The following is a 19,606-nucleotide window of genomic DNA, read 5'->3' as shown; positions in this document are numbered from 1 at the left end:
CGCCGTGCCCACGCCCGATCCGACGCCCGCGAGCAGCCTGCCCGCACACGAGGACCACCTGCGTGCGCTGGGCCTGCCGCTCATGATCGCCCCCTCGACCCGACGCCGCGAGGTCCTGTCCCGGTCCGCCGGCGTCAGCGCCGCGCTCGCCGTCGCCGGAACCGGCCTCGCGGCCGCCGACCGGTCGAACGACTACACGACCGCCCTCCTCGAGCGTGTCGGCCCGGACTCGGATCCCGAGCTGCTCGCCGCCCCCGAGCCGATCGTCCAGCTGCTCCTGCTCGCGATCGCGCTCGTGGCGATCGCCCCGCTCGTGGGGTGGCTGGTGTCGAAGACGGCCCGACGCGCGGGCCCGGTGACCGGCTCCGCCCTCGGACTGGTGTCGCTGATCGCCCTCGTCGTCGTCCCCCACGTCGCCTTCGACCCGCACGACGGCCCATCCCACCGCACCACCCTCCTCGCCGCGGCCGCGGTGCTCGTCGGGACCTACACCGGGCTCGGGTCGCTCGTGCGCTGGTCGGCGCGCCGCGTGCGCCGGGAACTCACGACGATGGGGCCGATGGTCGCGCGCGTGCTGCCGATCCTCATGCTGGCGGTCCTGTTCCTGTTCTTCAGCGTGGAGATCTGGCAGGTCATGGTGGAACTGTCCTGGCCGCGCACCGTCGCCGTGCTGGGCGTCGTCGTGGCCCTCACCGTCCTGCTGGTCGGCATCTCGACGCGCGACGACATCCTCCACGAGCTCCGGGACCGCGGACCCGAGCACCCGCTGCGCCGCGGCGAGCGGATCAACCTCGTGATGGTGCCGGTCGTGGCGACCCTCATCCAGGCGGCGCTGTTCGCCACGCTCGTGTTCTTCTTCCTCACGCTCGGCTGGATCGCGGTGCCCGACATCACGGAGACCCGGTGGACGCTGCGCCCCCTGAACGACACGGGCGGCCTGCTGTTCGGACTCCCTGTGAGTGTGACCCTGGTGCGGGTGTCGCTGATGCTGGCGGTGTTCTCCGCGCTCAACCTGGCCGCCGCGGCGGCCTCCGACGCCGCGCACAAGGCGCGGTTCGTGCGTCCGATGCTCGACGAGGTGGTCCGTGGCCTCGCCGCGCGGGAGGCCTACCTGACGGCACGACGACGAGGACGGCGCTGAGCCCGCACGCCCTGACGGGCCGTCAGGGCGTTCGGAGGTCCCGGGCCCGCAGCCGGACGGTCACGATCACGGCACCGATCACGACCGCGGCGGCAAGGGCCAACGCGTCGGCCCCCATGACCACGTGCAGCAGGGCCCCCGCCACGCCGCCCAGCACGAGCGCCGACCACAGCGCCACCTGCTGGCGGTACGGCGCCCACGAACCACCGGCCAGCGCGTCGACCAGGCGGTGGGCGGACTTGACCACCGCGCCCGTCATGTAGGTCACGCCCAGTGAGACCTCGCCGCCGGAGTGGAACACCGAGTTCATGGCGCCCATCGCCGTGGCCGCGACCGCCACCGACAGCGGCACCGCGAGGACCTCGACGGTGGTGAGCCGCTGCGCCACGAGAGCCGCCACCAGCAGCACCGCGACGAGGGTGAGAACGGCCGGCCGGTCGTCGAGGTTGCGGCGGCGCGTGACGACCGCGCCGGCCACCGCGCCGGCGAAGAACGACACCAGCACGACGGCCGCGATGCCGGCGGCGCCGAGGTCCCCGTCCGCGAGGGAGACGACCATGCGGGTGGAGTTGCCGCTCATGAACGACACGAAGTAGCCGCCCACCACGAGGAACCCGACCGCGTCGACGAACCCGGCCGTGCCGGCGAGCACCACGGCCAGCACCCGTTCGCGTCTCCGGAGATCCCGCATGCGCCCGACTACCCCCCGGCCCGGCCGTCGACGGTGACCGTCACACGGGGTCGACGCCGAACAGCGCCGGCAGCGTCCCCTCGTGTGCCTCGCGCAACTCGTCGATCGTCAGCGTGAACTGACCCTGCACCTCGAACGTGCTCGGGTCCGGGTCCGTCACACCGATGCGGGCGTGCGGGATGTTCTGCGCGGTGAGCATCTGCTGGAAGCGGATCTCCTCGCCGCGCGGCACCGAGACGATGACGCGGCCCGAGGACTCGGCGAACAGCCACACGAACGGGTCCGCGTCCTCGGGCAGCACGATGCGCATGCCGCACTCCCCCGCCAGCGCCGACTCGACCAGCGCCTGGGCGAGGCCTCCCTCGGAGAGGTCGTGGGCACCGGTGATCAGGCCGTCCTTGGAGCAGGTCGCCATGATGCGGGCGAGCGTGGCCTCCCACGTCAGGTCCACGGTCGGGGGCGTCCCGCCGAGGTGGTCGTGGGCGACCTGGGCCCAGATGGAGCCGTCGAACTCGTCGCGGGTCTCGCCCAGCAGGTAGATGCTCTCGCCGGGGGTGTCGCCGAACGCGGTGGGCGTGCGGCGCGCGACGTCGTCGATCACGCCGAGCACGCCCACGACGGGCGTCGGCAGGATCGGCGTGGTGCCGGTCTGGTTGTAGAAGGACACGTTTCCGCCGGTGACGGGGATCCCCAGTTCCGCGCACCCGTCGGCGAGCCCGTGCACGGCCTCGCGGAACTGCCACATCACGCCCGGGTCCTCGGGCGAGCCGAAGTTGAGGCAGTTGGTCACCGCGACCGGGGTGGCGCCGGTGACGGCGACGTTGCGGTAGGCCTCCGCCAGGGCGAGCCGGGCGCCCGTGTACGGGTCGAGCCGGGTGTAGCGGCCCGAGGCGTCGGTCGACAGGGCGATGCCGCGGCCGGACTCCTCGTCGATGCGCAGGACGCCGCCGTCGGCGTACTCCGCGAGGATCGTGTTGCCGCGCACGTAGCGGTCGTACTGCTCGGTGATGAACTTGCGCGAACACAGGGCGGGGCTGGAGATCATGTCCAGCAGGGTCTGCCGCAGTTCGTCGCCGGTGGCCGGGCGGGCGAGGCCGGCGGTGGTGTCGGCCTGCAGGGCGTCCTGGTCGGCCGGGCGCTCGACCGGGCGCTCGTAGACCGGTCCCTCGTCGGCCAGCGACTCCGGCGGGGCGTCCACGACGATCTCGCCGCGGAACTCGATGGTGAGGCGGTCGCCGTCCGTGACCTCGCCGATGTCGGCGGCCAGCACGTCCCAGCGGCGGCACACCTCCATGAACGCGTCGACGTTCTCCGGGGCCACCACGGCGCACATGCGCTCCTGCGACTCGGACGACAGGATCTCCGCGGCGCTCATGCCCTCGGCGCGCAGCGGGACGTTGTCCAGCACGATGTGCATGCCGCCGTCACCCGCCGCGGCCAGCTCGGAGGTCGCACACGCCAGGCCGGCGCCGCCGAGGTCCTGGATGCCCACGACGAGCTTCTCGCGGTACAGCTCGAGGCAGCACTCGATGAGCACCTTCTCCATGAACGGGTCGCCCACCTGGACGCTGGGCAGCTTGCGCGGCTTCACGGGCGCGCCGTCCTCGCCCACGTCGAAGGTCTCCGACGCCAGGACCGACACGCCACCGATCCCGTCGAGACCCGTGCGGGCGCCGAACAGGATGATGCGGTTACCCGTGCCCGACGCGAACGCCAGGTGCAGGTCCTCCACCCGCATGACGCCCGCACACAGGGCGTTGACGAGCGGGTTGCCGGCATAGGACTCGTCGAACACCGTCTCGCCACCGATGTTGGGCAGGCCCAGGCAGTTGCCGTAGCCACCGACGCCGGCCACGACGCCGGGCAGCACCCGGTGCGTGTCGTCGGCGTCCGCGGGCCCGAAGCGCAGCTGGTCCATCACGGCCACCGGCCGCGCGCCCATCGCCATGATGTCGCGGACGATCCCGCCGACGCCTGTCGCGGCGCCCTGGTAGGGCTCGATGTACGAGGGGTGGTTGTGCGACTCCACCTTGAAGGTCACGGCCCAGCCGTCGCCGATGTCGACGACGCCGGCGTTCTCGCCGATGCCGGCGAGCATGGTGGACCTCATCTCGTCGGTGGTGGTCTCACCGAAGTACTTCAGGTGCACCTTGGAGGACTTGTAGGAGCAGTGCTCCGACCACATGACCGAGTACATGGCCAGCTCGGCGTCCGTGGGGCGGCGCCCCAGGATCTCGCGGATGCGGGCGTACTCGTCCTCCTTGAGTCCGAGTTCGGCCCACGGCTGGGCGAGCTCGGGGGTGGAGGAGGCGTGCGAGATGGAGTCCACGTGAGAGGTCACGGGGCCGAGTCTAGTCGGAGCCCACCGGCGGGCGAATCCGCTCCCGTGCCCCGTGACCGGCGCGGCATCCGACTAGGTGGACAGGACCTCGAACGTCAGGCCGCCGCGCCGCACCCGCTCGAGGAGCGCGTCGCCCATCGCCTGCGCGGTGGTGAGCTGACCGGAGAGCGCGGGCAGGTCGTCGAACGCCAGGCACAACGCCGACTCGGCCAGCATCATGGACGTCTCCGTGTAGCCCGGGTCCCCGCCCGAGACGCGGGTGACGACCCGCCGCCCACCGGCCAGGGCGACGAAGGTGACGTCGAACGACGAGCGGGCCCGGCGGGACTCGCTCGGCCCGGCGCCGCGGTCGATCCGCTTGAGGATCTGCGACCGGATCGGGCCGACCTGGGACCCCGCCGCGAGCGCGCCCACACCGACCATCCCGGCGACGGCGGTGACGGGCGAACCGACCGAGGCGTAGTGCGAGTAGGTGAAGTCGGGGCCGTAACTGTCCAGCGCGGCGGCCGAGCGCAGGATGACCTGCGGATCGATGGTCGGCAGCGGCACGAGCCACCGGCCCAGCACGCTGTCGTGGTGCGGCTTACCCGTGACTGACTTGATCCGCCGGCCGGCCACGCGTCCCTCCTTCTGCCGCCGCCGCGCGGCCGTCTTCGCGGCCTCGCGCAGTCGGGCGAACTGGCCGATCGCCGAGTGGAACGTCCCGCCCGAGAACCGGGCGTCCGCGTGGACCGCCCCGTAGACGACCGCGGGCACGCCCTCGGGCACGTGCTTCATCGTGTAGAACACGCCCATGTCGTGGGGGACCGAGTCGAAGCCGCAGGCGTGGACGATCCGGGCCCCGGACGCCACGGCCGCGTCGTTGTGCTCGAGGTACATGCGGTCGACGAACTCGGGCTCGCCGGTCAGGTCCACGTAGTCGGTTCCGACCTCAGCGCAGGCGGCCACGAGCGGCTCGCCGTACTCGAGGTAGGGACCGACAGTGGTGATGACGACGCGGGCCGACAGCGCCATCTCCACCAGCGACCTCGCGTCCTCGGTGTCCGCGACCACGACGCCCGGGGCGGGGACGTCCGGCCGCTCGGACGCCAGGCGGGCGACGAGGGCGTCCAGCTTTGTCCGGTTGCGCCCGGCCACGGCCCACGAGCCGCCCTCGGGCAGGTTCCGCATCAGGTACTCGGCCACCAGTCCCCCGGTGAACCCGGTCGCGCCGTAGAGGACGATGTCGAACGGGCGATCGGCCTTGTCGGACGGGGACGCGGGCTGGATGCTGGATTCGCTCATTCCACGGTTGTACCGCAATCAGGCCCTTCGTGACCGGGCCCCGATCTCGCCCGCGTGTCTGCCGTGGGACGCCGCCGAGCGCGGCGGCCGCGCACGTAGTCGGCCCCTCGCTGCGAAGATCGCGCTGTCAACCCTTCGCGGCGACACCTTCAAATGGTCGTGACCACACCGGCGATGGTCGTAACCATGTCGGCGACACCCCCGGATTCGCACGATGGCTACGACCACAATCGAGATCCCGCTCGCCGCGGATCCGCCGCACCGGTGCCAACGCACCCGCGCGCGGGTCGACGTCACTCGGCGTGGGAGAGAAGACTTTTCCCAGAGTTCTTCCTACCGACCGCCCGCACACCAGGCGGACGAAGTGCGAACACTGCGCTCACCAGCACGTTTAGTACCACAGTGATGTGCACCACTGGCTTATCGAAACCTGAGCGCGATCTCGGTCGGCCGTGCACAATCATCACGCACGCGCGACCACCCGGGTCGCCGGCACTCGCCCCACTCCCCCGGGGCGATTAGATAAGGAGACCCCATGGACTTCACCGGTTCGATCCTCAAGGAAACCCTTCCCCTCTCGGCCGAGATCACGAGCGGGTCGACGGGCACGGGCTCGTCTTTCATCGACACCCTCGTGGGTGCGCCGTTCACGCTCCTGAACATGGTGGCGCTTTTCGTCGGCGGTCTCGGCGGAGACATCGGCAGCTCCGGTAGCGCCGATCTCGGCACCGTCATCGGCGAGATCGCCAAGGGCATGCTGCCGGCCTGAGCGAGCATCAGCAGCGGCCAGCCCGACTGGTCGTCAACACCGAAGGGCCCGCCGGGAGAGATCCCAGCGGGCCCTTCGCATTGACTGCGGAGCGGCGTCGACCGCGGTCAGCAGCGCCTGCCTAGACCTTGACGACCGCGTCGAGCGCGGACAGGAACAGGCCGAGGCCGTCGTCGGACGGGCCGGTGAGCGGGTCGATCGCGTGCTCGGGGTGCGGCATGAGCCCCACGACGCGTCCGTTCTCCGAGGTGATGCCGGCGATGTGGTTGGTGGAGCCGTTGGGGGCGTCGCTGGCGAAGCGGAACACGACGCGCCCCTCGCCCTCCAGCTCCTCGATCGTGTCGGCCGTCGCCATGTAGCGCCCCTCGCCGGACTTGAGCGGGATGAGGATCTCCGCGCCCTTCTCGAAACGCGACGTCCAGGCGGTGTCGGTGTTCTCGACGCGCAGCCACTCGTCGCGGCAGATGAAGTGCATGTCGCGGTTGCGGCCCATGGCGCCGGGCAGGAGGCCGGCCTCGCAGAGGATCTGGAAGCCGTTGCAGATGCCCAGCACGGGCATGCCGCCGCGGGCGGCGCTGATGACCTCGCCCATCACGGGGGCCATGGACGCGATGGCACCGCAGCGCAGGTAGTCGCCGTAGGAGAAACCGCCGGGCACGACCACCGCGTCGACACCCTTGAGGTCGGCGTCGTCGTGCCACAGCGAGACGGCCTCGCCGCCGGCGCGGGTCACGGCACGGGAGGCGTCGATGTCGTCGAGCGTGCCGGGAAAGGTGATGACGCCGATCCGCGCGCTCACGAGGCGACCCCCGCGGTGTCGACCCGGACGACCTTCCAGTCCTCGATCACCGTGTTGGCCAGCAGCGACGAGGCGATCTCCTCGAGCTCGGCGTCGGTGACCGAGTCGGAGACCTCGAGCTCGAACCGCTTGCCCTGCCGGACGTCGGTGACGCCGTCGTGGCCGAGACGGCCGAGCGCGCGGTGGATGGCCTGACCCTGCGGATCGAGGATCTCGGCCTTGGGCATGACTTCGACGACGACTCGGGCCACGTGGGAACTCCTCGTTCGGGGCGGTTTCGCGGGGCGGGCCCGGACCTGCCGGGACTCACCTGTCGATCCTACCCGCAGCCGGCGCCGCGGCCGAAGCTCAGGCGGCGCCCACCAGCGCGGTGGGTGACCACTCGTAGCGCGCGACCCGCGCTCCGTACTCCCCCGTGACGAGGTCCACGGCGTCGAGCAGCGCGGCCCGCGGGGCCGGGCGGGAGAGCTGCTTGGCGGAGACGTTGAGCCTGACGAGCCCGTCCGCTGCGGCGGTGCGGCCAGCGGCGGCGACGAGCGCCCGGCACCACCAGGCGTCGGCGACGAACCCCTCCCCGATCGACAGGGCACGGCCGCGCTCGGTGGTGCCGCGGACGACGTCGTGGATCCCGGTGAGGGCGGCACACATCCGGAACCCGACGTCGGGCAGGGCCCTGAGGCAGCCCGGAGAGGCGTTCCAGCGCGGCGGCGCGAAGACCCGGGTTCGCAGGCCCATGTCGGCCATGAGCCGGTCGGCGGCGGTGAGACGCACGGTGGCCTCGGCGGGGCCGATGGACGCGAATTCGGGTCGTCGGGGCCTGGTCGCCGCGTCGTCGTAGCCGCCCAGCACGATCGCGTCGCCCTGCCCGCGGCGGTGCCGGAGCCATGCCTGGGTGCCGTGGTCGGCGGCGAGTGCGTACTCGCGACCCCGTCGCGGGGCGACGAGGAGGGAGACGGGGACGGACCTGCGCTCGAGCTCACCGACGAGGTCGACGGCGTGGTCGAGGCTGGTGTCGCGCAGACCCGAGAGGGAGACGATGAGGCGCGGGGTCATGGCCGCATGGTCGCAGACCGGGGTGACATGACGACGACGAGGTGGACGTCTGATGGCCGGGCCCCGTCGGGCCTGCTCAGCCCGTCAGATCGGGAGTGTCTCCTCGAGCGCCTCCACCAGTTCGGGGGCCCCGGGCTCCACCTTGGGGCGGAACCGGCCGACGACCTCACCCTCGGGGGAGATCAGGAACTTCTCGAAATTCCACTGCACGTCGCCGGCCTCGCCGTCCGCGTCGGCGACCTTGGTCAGTTCAGCGTAGAGCGGGTGCCGGTCAGGGCCGTTGACGTCGACCTTGGCCGCGAGCGGGAAGGTGATCCCGTACTTGCCGGACGTGAACTCCTTGATGGTGTCCTCATCCCCCGGCTCCTGGCCCATGAACTGGTTGCACGGGAACCCGATCACGAACAGTCCGCGGTCGCGGAAGTCGTCCGCGAGCTCCTGGAGGCCCTCGTACTGCGGGGTGAGACCGCACTCGCTGGCGACGTTGACCACGAGGACGGCGTGGCCCGCGTAGTCGGCCATACTGGCCTGCTCTCCGTCGATGGTGGTGAACGAGATGTCGTGGACACTGCCGTTGCTCATGTGACCCAGCCTACTCGGATACCGCTATTGACAATTCGTTGGGTTTTCCCAACACTCAGGTACATGAGTCCAGTGCGTCGGGGAGAAAAGCTCCCGATCTTCAACCGGATCGCCGTCCTGCGCGCCGAGCACCGCCTGAGCAGGGCGGCGTTGGCGGAGCGGATCGAGGTCAACCCCCAGACGGTGGGGGCGCTCGAACGCGGCGACCACTACCCCAGCCTGGATCTGGCCTTCCGGATCTGCGCGGTGTTCGACCTCCCGGTCGAGGCCGTGTTCTCCCGCGAGGAGTTCCGCCCGATGTCCGCAGAGATCTACCGCCGCGACCGAGAGGACTCGTGATGACCACGCGCACTCACGACAACCCGACCCCCGACAGCCCGACCTCCGACGCTCGTACCACCGCGGAGCGGCGGTACGAGAAGAACCTGGAGCGCACCGAGATGAGCCTGCCGACCTGGCGGACGGCAGCTCGTCGCCGTCTCCTCGTCCGTCTCAACTGGGCGAGCCTGAGCATTATGGCCGCGATCGCGGTGGCCGGCTACTTCTGGTTCCCGATCATCCTGGCCTGGTTACCCATGACCGTGGTGATCTGCACCGTCTGGACCATGCTCCGGGTGACGATCGACTCCAAGGACACCGCACCCGCCCGCTACCTCGACGAGTTCGAGACCGCCACCCTGCTCCAGGCCCGGTCCCGGGCGCTCAACCTGGTGACGAGCGGACTGTTCGTGATCTCGCTCGTCCTGATCTTCGGCTCGAGCCTGCAGCTCGGGGAGGGCCACCGTCTGGCCTACATGATGGGCGGGCTCGGCATCATCCTGTTCCTCGCCGGTGCGGTCATCCCCGCTGCCGCGATGGCCCGCACCATGGAGCCCGCCGACGACCCGGCCTGAGCCCGGGCTCGCCCCCGCCACCCCGCCGACGAGCGCCCCACCTCCCCGAAATCCGCTACTCCCGCTCGGAATCCGCTACCCGTGTGGGAGTAGCGGATCCGAAGCGGGAGTAGCGGATCCTTGTGGCGGGTGGGCCTAACCGGCGCCGGCGGTGCGGACCGTCCACGCGTATTCGAACGCCGTCTGCCGCCACCGCTCGTAGCGGCCCGACACGCCGCCGTGCCCGGCGCTCATCTCGCAGCGCAGCAGCACCGGCCGGTCGGTGGAGTTGGCCGACGGCGCCACGGCCCGCAGCTTGGCCACCCACTTGGCGGGCTCCACGTACAGCACGCGAGTGTCGTTGAGCGAGGTCACCGCGAGGATGGCCGGGTACTCCTTGGCCTCGATGTTCTCGTACGGGGCGTAGGAGGCCATGTAGTCGTAGACCTCCTCGGAGTGCAGCGGGTCGCCCCACTCGTCCCACTCGATCACCGTGAGCGGCAGCTCGGGCATGAGGATCGAGGTGAGCGGGTCGACGAACGGCACCACGGCCTGGATCCCCGCGAACAGGTCGGGGGCGAGGTTGGCGACCGCCCCCATGAGCAGGCCGCCCGCGCTGCCGCCCTCGGCGACCAGCCGGTCCGGCGCGGTGAGCCCGGAGTCGATGAGGTGCCGCGCGCAGTCGACGAAGTCGGTGAAGGTGTTGCGCTTGGCCAGCTTCTTGCCGTTCTCGTACCAGAGCCGGCCCATCTCGCCGCCGCCGCGCACGTGCGCCACGGCGTAGGCCATCCCCCGGTCGAGCAACGACAGCCTGGCCACCGAGAACGCGGGATCAATACTCGACTCGTACGAACCGTAGCCGTACAGCAGGGTCGGCACCTGCTCGCCGGCGTCGACGCGGGCGGCGGTGTCGTTCGACATCACCAGCGAGATCGGCACGCGCGTGCCGTCTCCGGCGGTGGCCCAGTCCCGACGCTGCACGTAGCCGCTCGGGTCGTAGCCGCCGAGGACCTCCTGCTCGCGCAGCAGCGTGCGCTCGCCGGTGGCCAGATCGAGCGAGTAGACCCGTCCCGGCGTGACGAACGAGCCGTACCCGAACCGCAGGACCGGCGAGTTCCACTCCGGGTTCGATCCGGGGCCGGAGGTGAACAGCTCCTCGTCGAACTCCACGGGCTCGAAGCGCGTGTACTCGCCGGTCCCCGCCGTGGAGTCCGGGTCGATCGGCATGAGCGCGAAGCGCGGCAGCGCCCCCTCGCGGTAGCCCAGCACCAGCACCCGGGCGAAGGCGTCCACGCCCTCGACGCGGACGTCGTCGCGGTGCTCGACAAGCGTGCGCAGGTCCCGCAGCGAGCCCTCGATCGGGCCCGCGGGCGCCTCGGCCACCACGTAGTTCGGCGCGCCGTCGTTGTGCGTGATGATGAAGCGGTCCTCGCCGCCGATCACCGCGTGCTCGACGTCGTACTCCACGCCCTCCTCGCGCGGGCGGACGCACCAGAACTCGCCCGCGGGATCGCCCGAGTCCAGGCACCACACCTCGGTGGTGATCTTGGAACCCGCCGCTATCTGCAGGTACTTCTCACTGCGTGTCTCGCCCACCCCGATCCAGTAGGACTCGTCGGGCTCGTGGAACACCTCGTCGTCGTCGTCCCTCGTCGTCCCGAGGCGGTGACGCCAGACGGTGTCCGGTCGCCACGCGTCGTCGACCGTCACGTAGAACACGTACCGGCCGTCGCGGGACCAGGTCACGCCCGCCGCGATGCCGGAGATCTCCTCGTCCGGCGCGGTGACCTCGGGGTCCAGCGAGCGGAAGCGCAGCGTGTAGCGCTCGTCGCCCTCGGTGTCGGTGGCCCACGCCAGCATCGTCCCGTCGTGACTGACCGAGAACGCGCCGAGCGCGAAGTACTCGTGCCCCTCGGCCTCCGCGTTGCCGTCCATGAGCAGTTGCTCGCCGGGCAGTTCCTCGTCCGGGGAGACCTCCGGCGGCGCCCACCCGGCCGGGTCCGCCGGGTCGTCGACGTACTGCTGCGGAACCGGGACGCGGCAGTGCTTCGCGTAGGACCGGCCCTCCTCCGTACGCGAGAAGTACCACCACCCGCCGGAACGCACGGGGACCGACATGTCGGTCTCCTTCACGCGCGAGCGGATCTCCTCGTAGACCGCGTCCTCCAGCGGCTTGAGGCCGGCGGTCATGGCGTCGGTGTAGGCGTTCTCCGCCTCCAGGTACTCGCGCGTCGCCGGGGCGTCCTTGTCGCGCAGCCACTCGTAGTCGTCGACGAAGACGCGACCGTGGTGCTCGCGCCGGTGCGGGCGACGCTCGGCCACGGGCGGCGCGGGCGGGGTCGTCGGAGTCGCGGGCGAGGTCGATTCGGTCGCGGAACTCCGCGAGGTGGCGTCGAAGGCGCTCACGCGTCGCCACCGCCGATCCAGTCCGCGAACGACAGACCGGAGATCCGCTCATACGCCTCGATGTACCGCTCGCGCGTGGCGGCCACCACCTCGTCGGGGAGCACCGGCGGAGGGGTGTCGGCATCCTTGTTCCAGCCCGCCTCCGGCCCGGTCAGCCAGTTGCGCACGAACTGCTTGTCGAAGCTCGGCTGCACGCGGCCCGGCGAGTAATCGTCGGCCGGCCAGTACCGGGACGAGTCCGGCGTGAGCACCTCGTCGGCGAGGATCAGCTCCCCGTCGGCCAGCCCGAACTCGAACTTCGTGTCCGCCAGCAGCACGCCACGGTCGGCGGCGATCTCCGCGGCCCGCGAGTAGATGTCGAGGGTCTCCGACCGCAGCCGCTCGGCGAGCTCGTCGCCGACGATGCGGGTGAGCTGGTCGAACGAGATGTTCTCGTCGTGGTCCCCCACCGCCGCCTTGGTGGCCGGGGTGAAGATCGGCTCCGGCAACTTGCTGGCCTCCACCAAGCCGTCGGGCAGCTCGATGCCGCACACCGTGCCCGATTCGCGGTACTCGGTGATGCCCGACCCGGTCAGGTAACCGCGGGCGACACACTCCGCCTGGACCATATCGAGCCGACGCACCACCATCGCGCGCCCCAGCACCTCGGCCGGGATGCGCTCGTCGTCGAGTGGTCCCGCCAGGTGGTTGGGCACGTCGAGCGCGTCGAAGAAGAACGCGCTCATCGCGGTGAGCACCCGGCCCTTGTCGGGGATGGGAGTCCCGAGCACGTGGTCGTACGCCGAGATCCTGTCGGTGGCCACCATGAGCAGCGTCTCGTCGTCGATCTCGTACAGCTCGCGGACCTTCCCGGAGACGAGGTGGCGGTAGGAGGACAGATCGGGTCGCATGACGGCCAGCGTAGCCGGACGACGATCACCGACGAGGCGGTGCGTCGAGCCGGCCGGCCCCGCGCGGAGACTCAGCCCAGCCGGGCGTCGAGCCACTCCCCCAGTGCCGCGTACGCCTCGTCCGCGCAGAGGTCGTTGAACAGTTCGTGCAGCCCGCCCTCGATCTCCCGGTAGGTGATCTCCGGGCGCGGATCGTGATCCGTGCCTGCAACCTGCGCGAACCGGCGCGACCCCGTCGGGGAGGTGATGGAGTCGGCGGAACCGTTGAGGATGAGCGTGGGCAACCGCAGGGACCGGGAACGCTCGATCAGCCTGGCGCCGCCAGCCAACATCGTCCCCGCGGTCAGCGCCGGCACCCCGGATTGGTGCACCAGCGGGTCCGAGCAGTAGTCCTCCACGTACTCGGGCACCCGCGAGATGTCGTTCGCATCCAGTTTCTCGACCGGAAGGAACGGCAGCAGGCGCGCGACCACGGGAGCGACCGCCTTGAGAGCCGCTGGCGTGCCCTCACCCACGGCGAGCCCCGGCGAGGACAGGATGAGCCCTTTGAGGTCCCAGGGTCTCCTGAGCGCGGATTCACCGGCCACCTGCCCGCCCATGGAATGCCCCATGAGCAGTCTCGGGAGGGCGTCGGCTCCGGCCCCCTCCTCCGACCGGGACCACTCAGCCACCGCGTCACGCACCGCCAGGTTGTCCTCGATGTGGGTTTCCATCGCGACTTTGAATCGCGGCCCCGGGGCGGTGCCGTGACCACGCAGGTCGTAGGTCGCGACCGTGATCCCGCGATCGGTGAGGAACCGGATGGTTCGCGCGTAGCGACCGGAGTGTTCGCCGAAGCCGTGGACCAGCACCATCAGAGCCCTCGGCTCGTCGGCGTGGTGCAGCTTCGCCTGTAGTCCAGAGGTGCCGGGGACGGGGATCACGGTCTCGTACATGGTGATGAGACTAGTGCCCGCCCGCGCCGACCAGGGGCCGATCGCCGGGCGGTCCTCAGATGCCGAGCTGCCGCAGGATGAGGTTGTCCACGCCCAGTGACATCAGCGAGAAGGCGATAGGTACCTGGAACTGCTCCATGAACGCCGCCGGGTCGATCCCGACCGCCGAACTCGCGGTGGCGAGTCCTGACTGGATCGCACCGGAGCACCGGGTGTTCCAGGGAGGCGAGCAAGGGCGGGGGCGAGGCGCCATCTCCAGGAGCGGCTGCCCGGAGGCCAACACTCCCGCCCCCGACGATGGCGTCTGGCCCCCGCGCCGGGGCAGGCGAGACGCCATGCCGAGGAGCGGCTGCGATCGAGGCGAGCAAGGGCGGGAGCGAGACGCCATCCCCGGGAGCGGCTGCGCGGTCCCCGGGGCGGCGCGTCAGCCCCGATCCGCGAGGCGGACGCGACCCGCTCGGGTTCTACAGAATCGAGCCCGGCGCGTAGCCGGCGGCCTCTGGGTGCCGGGCGACGAGCGCCTCGACGCGGGCGACCACGGCATCGACCTGGTCGCCGGCCGCACCGATGAACGCCGCGCGGTCCGCCAGCGCCTCCTCCAGCGCCGGACGGCCCAAAGGCAGCCGCTCGTCCGCCGCGAGCCGGTCGATGAGGTCGGGTTCGCGGCCCTCCTCGCGCATGGCCAGGGCCACGGCGACGGCGTTCTCCTTGATCGCCTCGTGGGCGAGCTCGCGACCGACCCCGGCGCGCACCGCGGCCATGAGCACCTTGGTGGTGGCGAGGAACGGCAGGTACCGCTGCAGCTCCTTGTCGATCACCGCGGGGTAGGCGCCGAACTCGTCGAGGACGGTCAGGAAGGTCTCGAACATGCCGTCCAGCGCGAAGAACGCATCCGGCAGCGCGACACGACGGACCACCGAACAGAACACGTCGCCCTCGTTCCACTGCGCGCCCGCGAGCTCGGCGGCCATGGACCCGTATCCGCGCAGGACCACCTGCAGTCCGTTGACCCGCTCGCACGAGCGGGTGTTCATCTTGTGCGGCATCGCCGAGGAGCCGACCTGCCCGGGCTGGAAACCCTCGGTGACGAGCTCGTGACCGGCCATGAGGCGGATGGTCTGCGCCAGCGAGGACGGGCCCGCCCCGAGCTGGACGAGCGCGGAGACGACCTCGTGGTCCAGCGACCGCGGGTAGACCTGCCCGACCGAGTCGAAGGTGCGGGCGAAGCCCAGGTGTTCGGCTATCCGCCCCTCGAGCTCGGCCATCTTGGCGGCGTCTCCGCCGAGGAGGTCGAGCATGTCCTGGGCGGTCCCCATGGGGCCCTTGATGCCGCGCAGCGGATACCGCTCGAGGAGGGATTCGACCCGCTCAAGGGCGACCAGCAACTCGTCGGCCGCGGAGGCGAAGCGCTTACCGAGGGTGGTGGCCTGCGCGGCGACGTTGTGGCTGCGTCCCGCCATGATCGTGTCGCGGTGGGCCACGGCGTGCTCGGCCAGACGACGGGCCGCGGCGACGCCCCGGTCGCGCACCAGCTCGAGCGACCGCACCACCTGCAGCTGCTCGACGTTCTCGGTGAGGTCCCGGCTCGTCATGCCCTTGTGGATGTGCTCGTGCCCGGCTAGGTCGTTGAACTCCTCGATCCGGGCCTTGACGTCGTGCCGGGTGACCCGCTCACGCTCGGCGATCGACGCGAGGTCGACGCGGTCGATCACCGCCTCGTAGGCCTCGATCACGCCGTCGGGCACGTCGATCCCCAGGTCGCGCTGCGCGCGGAGCACCGCGATCCACAGCTGGCGCTCGAGCACGATCTTGTGTTCGGCGGACCACAGCGTGGCCAGGTCGACGCTCGCGTAGCGCGAGGCGAGGACGTTGGAGATCCGGGGCTTTTCGGCCCGGGCGGGCGAGGCGTTCTGGGCGGTCACGCCCCCAGTATCGCAGCCCGCTCAGGAGATGACCGAGCCGCCGGTGGACCCGGCGAGGATCTCGCGGGCGTTGAGGTAGACCTGCTCGCCCGTCAGCGGCGCCTGCAGCAGCAGCCACGGCCGGGTGATGTAGACGCTGGCGGTGATGATCTCGGCGGAACCCATGTGCTGACGGTAGCGGCCCTGCGCCACCGGCGGGGCCGCCACGTCGGCCACCGGCGGGGGCGCCACGTCCGGCACCGCCGGGGGCGCCACGTCCCCGGGGCCGACGGCGCCCACATCGCCCGCGGGCCGGTGCCTACGGGGCCAGTTCCGCCTCGAGCCGGTCCATGGCCTCGGCGATCTCATCGGTCGCCCCGGCGAAGCTCAGCCGGACGGTGTGGCGGCCGTCGACGGTGTCGAAGTCCACTCCCGGCGTGAGCGCGACCCCGGTTCGGTCGAGGATCCGTGCGCACCACGCCACCGAGTCGTCGGTCCACCGCGAGACGTCGAAGTAGGCGTAGAAGGCGCCGTCGGGCGGAGCGATCTCCCCCACCCCGAGCTCGCCCAGCCGGCGCAGCACGAGGTCGCGGTTGCGGGCGTAGCGCTGGACGTGGAGGTCGAGCTCGGCGGTCGACTCGTCGGTGAAGGCGGCGACGGCGGCGAACTGCGCGTCCGCCGGCGGGCAGATCGTCAGGTTGCCCACGAGCCGGTCGACGGGCTCGCGGAGGTACTCGGGCAACAGCATCCAGCCGATGCGCCAGCCGGTCATGGAGAAGTACTTGGACACCGAGCCCATGACCACCGTCTCGCGGCTGGTCCGCCACGCGCTCGCGCACTCCCGGCCGTAGGTGACGCCGTGGTAGATCTCGTCGCTGATGAGCAGTGTGCCGTGCGCCTCGCACCACCGGGCCAGCGCGGCGAGCTCGTCCGCGTCGATGATCGTGCCGGTGGGGTTGGCGGGGCTGGCGACGATGAGCCCGGCGGGGGCGTGGCCGAGCTCCACCGTGACCGCCTCGAGTTGCGCGACGGTGGGCTGATACCGCGTGTCCGCCCCGCAGGCGATCTCGTGGACGCGGCACCCCAGCGCCTGGAGGGTGTTGCGGTAGGCGGGGTAGCCGGGGCGCGCCATGACCACGGTGTCGCCGGGGTCGAAGGCGGCGAGGAAGAGCGCGGTGAAGCCGCCGGAGGAACCGGTGGTGACGACGACGTCGTCGGCGCTCACGTCGAGCCCGTCCCGTCGCCGGTGATACGCGGCGATCGCCTCACGCAGGGGCCGGATCCCCACGGCCTCGGTGTAGCCGAGGATCTCGGTGTCCAGGGCCCGGCGGGCCGCGGCCAGTACCGGCGCCGGGGCCGGGGTCGAGGGCTGCCCGGCGCACAGGGAGATCACGTCCCCGTGGGTCTCCTGGCGCCTGGCCGCGGCCGCGAGGACGCTCATCACGTGGAACGGCTCGACGGCCGAGCGGCGGGAGGGTTCGCGTGGGACGGACATGCCCCGACGCTAGCGCCCGGGTCGGCGGTGTCCACCACGGGCCGGTCGGTCGGATGCGGCGAGAGCGGTGGGAACGGCCGTTCAGTCGGATGCCGGGGGTGCGCTGGCGGACTAGCGTCAGAACCGTCGCAGGTCGACGAGGCTCGAGGACGGCCCCATGAACTCCTCCGCTGACGGCGTCGTCGTGCGCCCCGCCACCAGGTTCGACGACGTGGCGGTTCTGCTGGGCCCCAGGAAGAACCCCGACGCCTCGGTGTGCTGGTGCCTCAGTCACCGGGTGGACTCCGCGACCAACAGGTCACTGGTCGGCCGCGCCCGGGGCGACCGGGTCCGCGAACTGTGCGAGGGAGACGTCGCCCCGGGAGTGCTCGCCTACCTGGGGTCCGAGCCCGTGGGGTGGGCGGCCGTCGCCCCGCGCCACGACCTGCCCGTCGCCCGGTCGAGGGTGATCCCGACCGTGGACACGCGCCCCGTGTGGTCGATCTTCTGCATCCGGGTCCGACCCGGGTATCGGGGCCGGGGCGTCGCCCACGACCTCGTCGAGGGAGCGGTCGCCTTCGCCCGTGAGCACGGTGCCCCCGCCGTCGAGGCCGTCCCCGTCGACAACGGCGGGGCGAAGGTCGACCTCACCATGGCCTTCGTCGGGTTCCGCTCCCTGTTCGAGGCCGCGGGATTCGTCAAGGTCGCCGACACGTCGTCGGTGACGGCGGGCTTCCCCAGGATCGTGATGAGGCGGGAGCTCGGGTGAGACCGGGTTCCCGGCCCCCCGCGACCGCCCGTCAGACCGTCAGGCCGTCAGGCCGTCAGGCCGTCAGGCCGTCAGGCCGTCAGGCCGTCAACCCGAACACCCACACCAGCAGGGTCATGGTGACCAGCGTGATGAGCACGATCCCGATGAGGTTGAGCCACAGGCCGCCCCGGATCATCTGACCGATCGTCACGTACCCGGAGCCGTAGGCGATCGCGTTGGGCGGTGTCGCCACGGGGAGCATGAACGCGCACGTGGCGGCCAGTGCGACCGGCACCGCGAGGAGCATCGGGTCCACTCCCAGTCCGAGGGCCACGCCGCCGGCCACCGGCAGGAACGTCGCTGCGGTGGCGGTGTTACTCGTCAGCTCGGTGAGGAAGATGATCCCCGCGGCGGCCACCACCACCAGCAGGACGACCGGTAGGGCGCCCAGCGCACCGGCCTGCTCGCCGATCCAGTCGGTGAGCCCCGAGCCGGAGAACTGCGAGGACAGCGCCAGGCCACCGCCGAACAGCAGCAGGACACCCCACGGCAGCGCCAGCGCGGCGTCCCAGGTGAGCAGTCGCACGCCTCGCCGGGACCCGGCAGGCAGCAGGAACAGCAGCAGGCCGGCCGCGAGCGCGATGCCCGCGTCGGAGATCGGCGGGTCCTCGAACACCAGGGGGACGGCCACCCAGGACACCGCGGCGGCCACGAAGACGGCCAGGACGCGCTTCTCACCCGACGACGTGGGACCGAGACGGCGCAGCTCGTCGTCGAACAGCTGCCGCCCACCGGGGATCCGCTCGATCTCCGGCTTGAACAGGACCTTGGTGAGCAGGAGCCAGGTGATCACCAGCATGACCACCGCGAGCGGCAGCCCGACCAGCATCCACTGGCCGAAGCCCAGCTGGATGTCGTGCTCGGCGCTGAGATATCCGGCGAGCAGGGTGTTTGGCGGGGTCCCGATGATCGTCGCCAGTGACCCGACGGACGCCGCGTAGGCGATGCCGAGCATGAGGGCCGTGCCGAAGTTGGAGCGGATCACCGCCTCCTTCACCGCATCGGAGCTCGGATCCGCCTGCGGGTCCATCTCGGGCATCGCGGTCTTCCCGTCGCCGTCGCCGCCGCTGAGTTCGGAGGCCAGCATCAGCACGGACACACCGATCGGCAGCATCATCACGGCCGTCGCGGTGTTCGACACCCACATGCTCAGGAACCCGGTCGCGATCATGAACCCGGCGATCACGCTCGTGGACCGGGTGCCCATCGCGCGCACGGTGAGCAGGGCGATCCGCCGGTGCAGGTTCCACCGCTGCATGGCGATCGCGATGAGGAACCCGCCCATGAACAGGAAGATGATGTTGTTGCCGTACTCGGCGCCCACGTCGTCGACCGAGATGTCCTGACCCAGTACGGGGAAGGCGATGAGCGGCACCAGGGCGGTCGCGGGGATGGGGATGCACTCGGTCATCCACCAGATTCCGAGCAGCACGGCCACCGCCGCGGTGAGGCGCGCGTTGTGCTCGAGGTCGCCCGGTATGAGCAGGTACACGATCGCCGCGGCGGCCAGCCCGGCGACGGTGCCCACGACACTCCGGATGAACTCCCCGCGCTGCACGGCCTCGTCGAGCTCGCCCGGTGACTTCTGGTCGACCTCAGCCCCGCGGTGGGGGTCGGGCTCCAGACCACGCAGGTGCGGTGCCATGACGATGCGGCG

General features: G+C 71.2%; 20 protein-coding genes. 5 read left to right on the top strand and 15 right to left on the bottom strand.

What is annotated here, in order from left to right; all coding sequences use genetic code 11:
- Nucleotides 1–4 precede the first annotated feature (4 nt).
- A complete protein-coding gene (locus VYL96_RS03775; protein WP_131886182.1) occupies nt 5–1,141 on the top strand; it encodes a hypothetical protein in 1,137 nt (378 codons plus the stop codon).
- A 22-nt stretch (nt 1,142–1,163) separates the two neighbouring features.
- On the opposite strand, the gene VYL96_RS03770 is transcribed toward VYL96_RS03775, so the two are convergent.
- The 3 genes from VYL96_RS03770 to VYL96_RS03760 all read right to left on the bottom strand — a co-directional run bounded on the left by VYL96_RS03770 (nt 1,164) and on the right by VYL96_RS03760 (nt 5,457).
- The gene (locus tag VYL96_RS03770) at nt 1,164–1,832 is read right to left on the bottom strand and encodes a YoaK family protein (protein WP_131886181.1); all 669 of its coding nucleotides are present in this window, start codon (nt 1,830–1,832) and stop codon (nt 1,164–1,166) included.
- A 40-nt stretch (nt 1,833–1,872) separates the two neighbouring features.
- A complete protein-coding gene (gene purL / locus VYL96_RS03765; RefSeq protein WP_131886180.1) occupies nt 1,873–4,173 on the bottom strand; it encodes a phosphoribosylformylglycinamidine synthase subunit PurL in 2,301 nt (766 codons plus the stop codon).
- A gap of 72 nt (nt 4,174–4,245) precedes the next feature.
- Complete coding sequence (locus VYL96_RS03760; protein ID WP_131886179.1) at nt 4,246–5,457, bottom strand: saccharopine dehydrogenase family protein; 1,212 nt, start codon at nt 5,455–5,457, stop codon at nt 4,246–4,248.
- 535 nt (nt 5,458–5,992) lie between these two features.
- On the opposite strand from VYL96_RS03760, the gene VYL96_RS03755 reads away from it, so the two are divergent.
- Nucleotides 5,993–6,226: a hypothetical protein gene (locus tag VYL96_RS03755; protein ID WP_131886178.1), complete on the top strand. Its 234-nt coding sequence runs from the start codon at nt 5,993–5,995 to the stop codon at nt 6,224–6,226.
- A 121-nt stretch (nt 6,227–6,347) separates the two neighbouring features.
- Here VYL96_RS03755 and purQ read toward each other — a convergent pair whose 3' ends face one another.
- The 4 genes from purQ to VYL96_RS03735 form a co-directional block, all read right to left on the bottom strand.
- Nucleotides 6,348–7,025, bottom strand: a complete 678-nt coding sequence (gene purQ / locus VYL96_RS03750) for a phosphoribosylformylglycinamidine synthase subunit PurQ (RefSeq protein ID WP_131886177.1) — start codon at nt 7,023–7,025, stop codon at nt 6,348–6,350.
- The gene (gene purS, locus VYL96_RS03745; protein ID WP_007631242.1) at nt 7,022–7,276 is read right to left on the bottom strand and encodes a phosphoribosylformylglycinamidine synthase subunit PurS; all 255 of its coding nucleotides are present in this window, start codon (nt 7,274–7,276) and stop codon (nt 7,022–7,024) included. The genes purQ and purS overlap by 4 nt, the downstream gene beginning before the upstream one ends.
- Nucleotides 7,277–7,373: 97 nt before the next feature.
- The gene (locus VYL96_RS03740; protein WP_131886176.1) at nt 7,374–8,078 is read right to left on the bottom strand and encodes a DUF2334 domain-containing protein; all 705 of its coding nucleotides are present in this window, start codon (nt 8,076–8,078) and stop codon (nt 7,374–7,376) included.
- A gap of 84 nt (nt 8,079–8,162) precedes the next feature.
- Nucleotides 8,163–8,660, bottom strand: coding sequence for a glutathione peroxidase (locus tag VYL96_RS03735; RefSeq protein WP_131886175.1), 498 nt, complete (start codon nt 8,658–8,660; stop codon nt 8,163–8,165).
- Between the two features lie 63 nt (nt 8,661–8,723).
- Here VYL96_RS03735 and VYL96_RS03730 point away from each other — a divergent pair, with 63 nt between their 5' ends.
- Both VYL96_RS03730 and VYL96_RS03725 read left to right on the top strand, forming a co-directional pair.
- Nucleotides 8,724–8,999: a helix-turn-helix transcriptional regulator gene (locus VYL96_RS03730; protein ID WP_070721402.1), complete on the top strand. Its 276-nt coding sequence runs from the start codon at nt 8,724–8,726 to the stop codon at nt 8,997–8,999.
- Nucleotides 8,999–9,553, top strand: a complete 555-nt coding sequence (locus tag VYL96_RS03725) for a hypothetical protein (RefSeq protein ID WP_063972949.1) — start codon at nt 8,999–9,001, stop codon at nt 9,551–9,553. Before VYL96_RS03730 ends, VYL96_RS03725 begins: the two co-directional genes overlap by 1 nt.
- Before the next feature lie 135 nt (nt 9,554–9,688).
- Here VYL96_RS03725 and VYL96_RS03720 read toward each other — a convergent pair whose 3' ends face one another.
- The 7 genes from VYL96_RS03720 to VYL96_RS03690 form a co-directional block, all read right to left on the bottom strand.
- Entirely contained in the window at nt 9,689–11,938 is a 2,250-nt protein-coding gene (locus VYL96_RS03720; RefSeq protein WP_207913582.1) for a S9 family peptidase, read from the bottom strand.
- A complete protein-coding gene (locus tag VYL96_RS03715) occupies nt 11,935–12,828 on the bottom strand; it encodes a phosphoribosylaminoimidazolesuccinocarboxamide synthase (RefSeq protein WP_063934961.1) in 894 nt (297 codons plus the stop codon). Before VYL96_RS03715 ends, VYL96_RS03720 begins: the two co-directional genes overlap by 4 nt.
- Before the next feature lie 71 nt (nt 12,829–12,899).
- Nucleotides 12,900–13,763: an alpha/beta hydrolase gene (locus VYL96_RS03710; RefSeq protein ID WP_063934962.1), complete on the bottom strand. Its 864-nt coding sequence runs from the start codon at nt 13,761–13,763 to the stop codon at nt 12,900–12,902.
- A 55-nt stretch (nt 13,764–13,818) separates the two neighbouring features.
- Entirely contained in the window at nt 13,819–14,016 is a 198-nt protein-coding gene (locus VYL96_RS03705; protein ID WP_129591181.1) for a hypothetical protein, read from the bottom strand.
- 211 nt (nt 14,017–14,227) lie between these two features.
- Nucleotides 14,228–15,685 (bottom strand): adenylosuccinate lyase, encoded by a 1,458-nt coding sequence (gene purB, locus VYL96_RS03700; protein ID WP_131886174.1) that lies wholly within the window; start codon nt 15,683–15,685, stop codon nt 14,228–14,230.
- A 21-nt stretch (nt 15,686–15,706) separates the two neighbouring features.
- The gene (locus tag VYL96_RS03695; RefSeq protein WP_131886173.1) at nt 15,707–15,916 is read right to left on the bottom strand and encodes a hypothetical protein; all 210 of its coding nucleotides are present in this window, start codon (nt 15,914–15,916) and stop codon (nt 15,707–15,709) included.
- Between the two features lie 67 nt (nt 15,917–15,983).
- Nucleotides 15,984–17,159 carry an aminotransferase class I/II-fold pyridoxal phosphate-dependent enzyme gene (locus tag VYL96_RS03690; protein ID WP_131886172.1) on the bottom strand — a complete coding sequence of 392 codons (1,176 nt, stop codon included), beginning with the start codon at nt 17,157–17,159 and terminating at the stop codon, nt 15,984–15,986.
- A gap of 157 nt (nt 17,160–17,316) precedes the next feature.
- On the opposite strand from VYL96_RS03690, the gene VYL96_RS03685 reads away from it, so the two are divergent.
- Nucleotides 17,317–17,907, top strand: a complete 591-nt coding sequence (locus VYL96_RS03685; RefSeq protein ID WP_131886171.1) for a GNAT family N-acetyltransferase — start codon at nt 17,317–17,319, stop codon at nt 17,905–17,907.
- Between the two features lie 79 nt (nt 17,908–17,986).
- Here the strand turns inward: VYL96_RS03685 and VYL96_RS03680 are convergent, their stop codons facing one another.
- Nucleotides 17,987–19,594, bottom strand: a complete 1,608-nt coding sequence (locus tag VYL96_RS03680) for an SLC13 family permease (RefSeq protein WP_131886191.1) — start codon at nt 19,592–19,594, stop codon at nt 17,987–17,989.
- Between the last annotated feature and the right edge of the window lie 12 nt (nt 19,595–19,606).

Source organism: Dietzia maris, from assembly GCF_036287335.1.
In the GTDB taxonomy this organism is placed as follows: Bacteria; Actinomycetota; Actinomycetes; order Mycobacteriales; family Mycobacteriaceae; genus Dietzia; species Dietzia cinnamea.
This window is presented reverse-complemented; position numbering and strand designations above follow the sequence as displayed.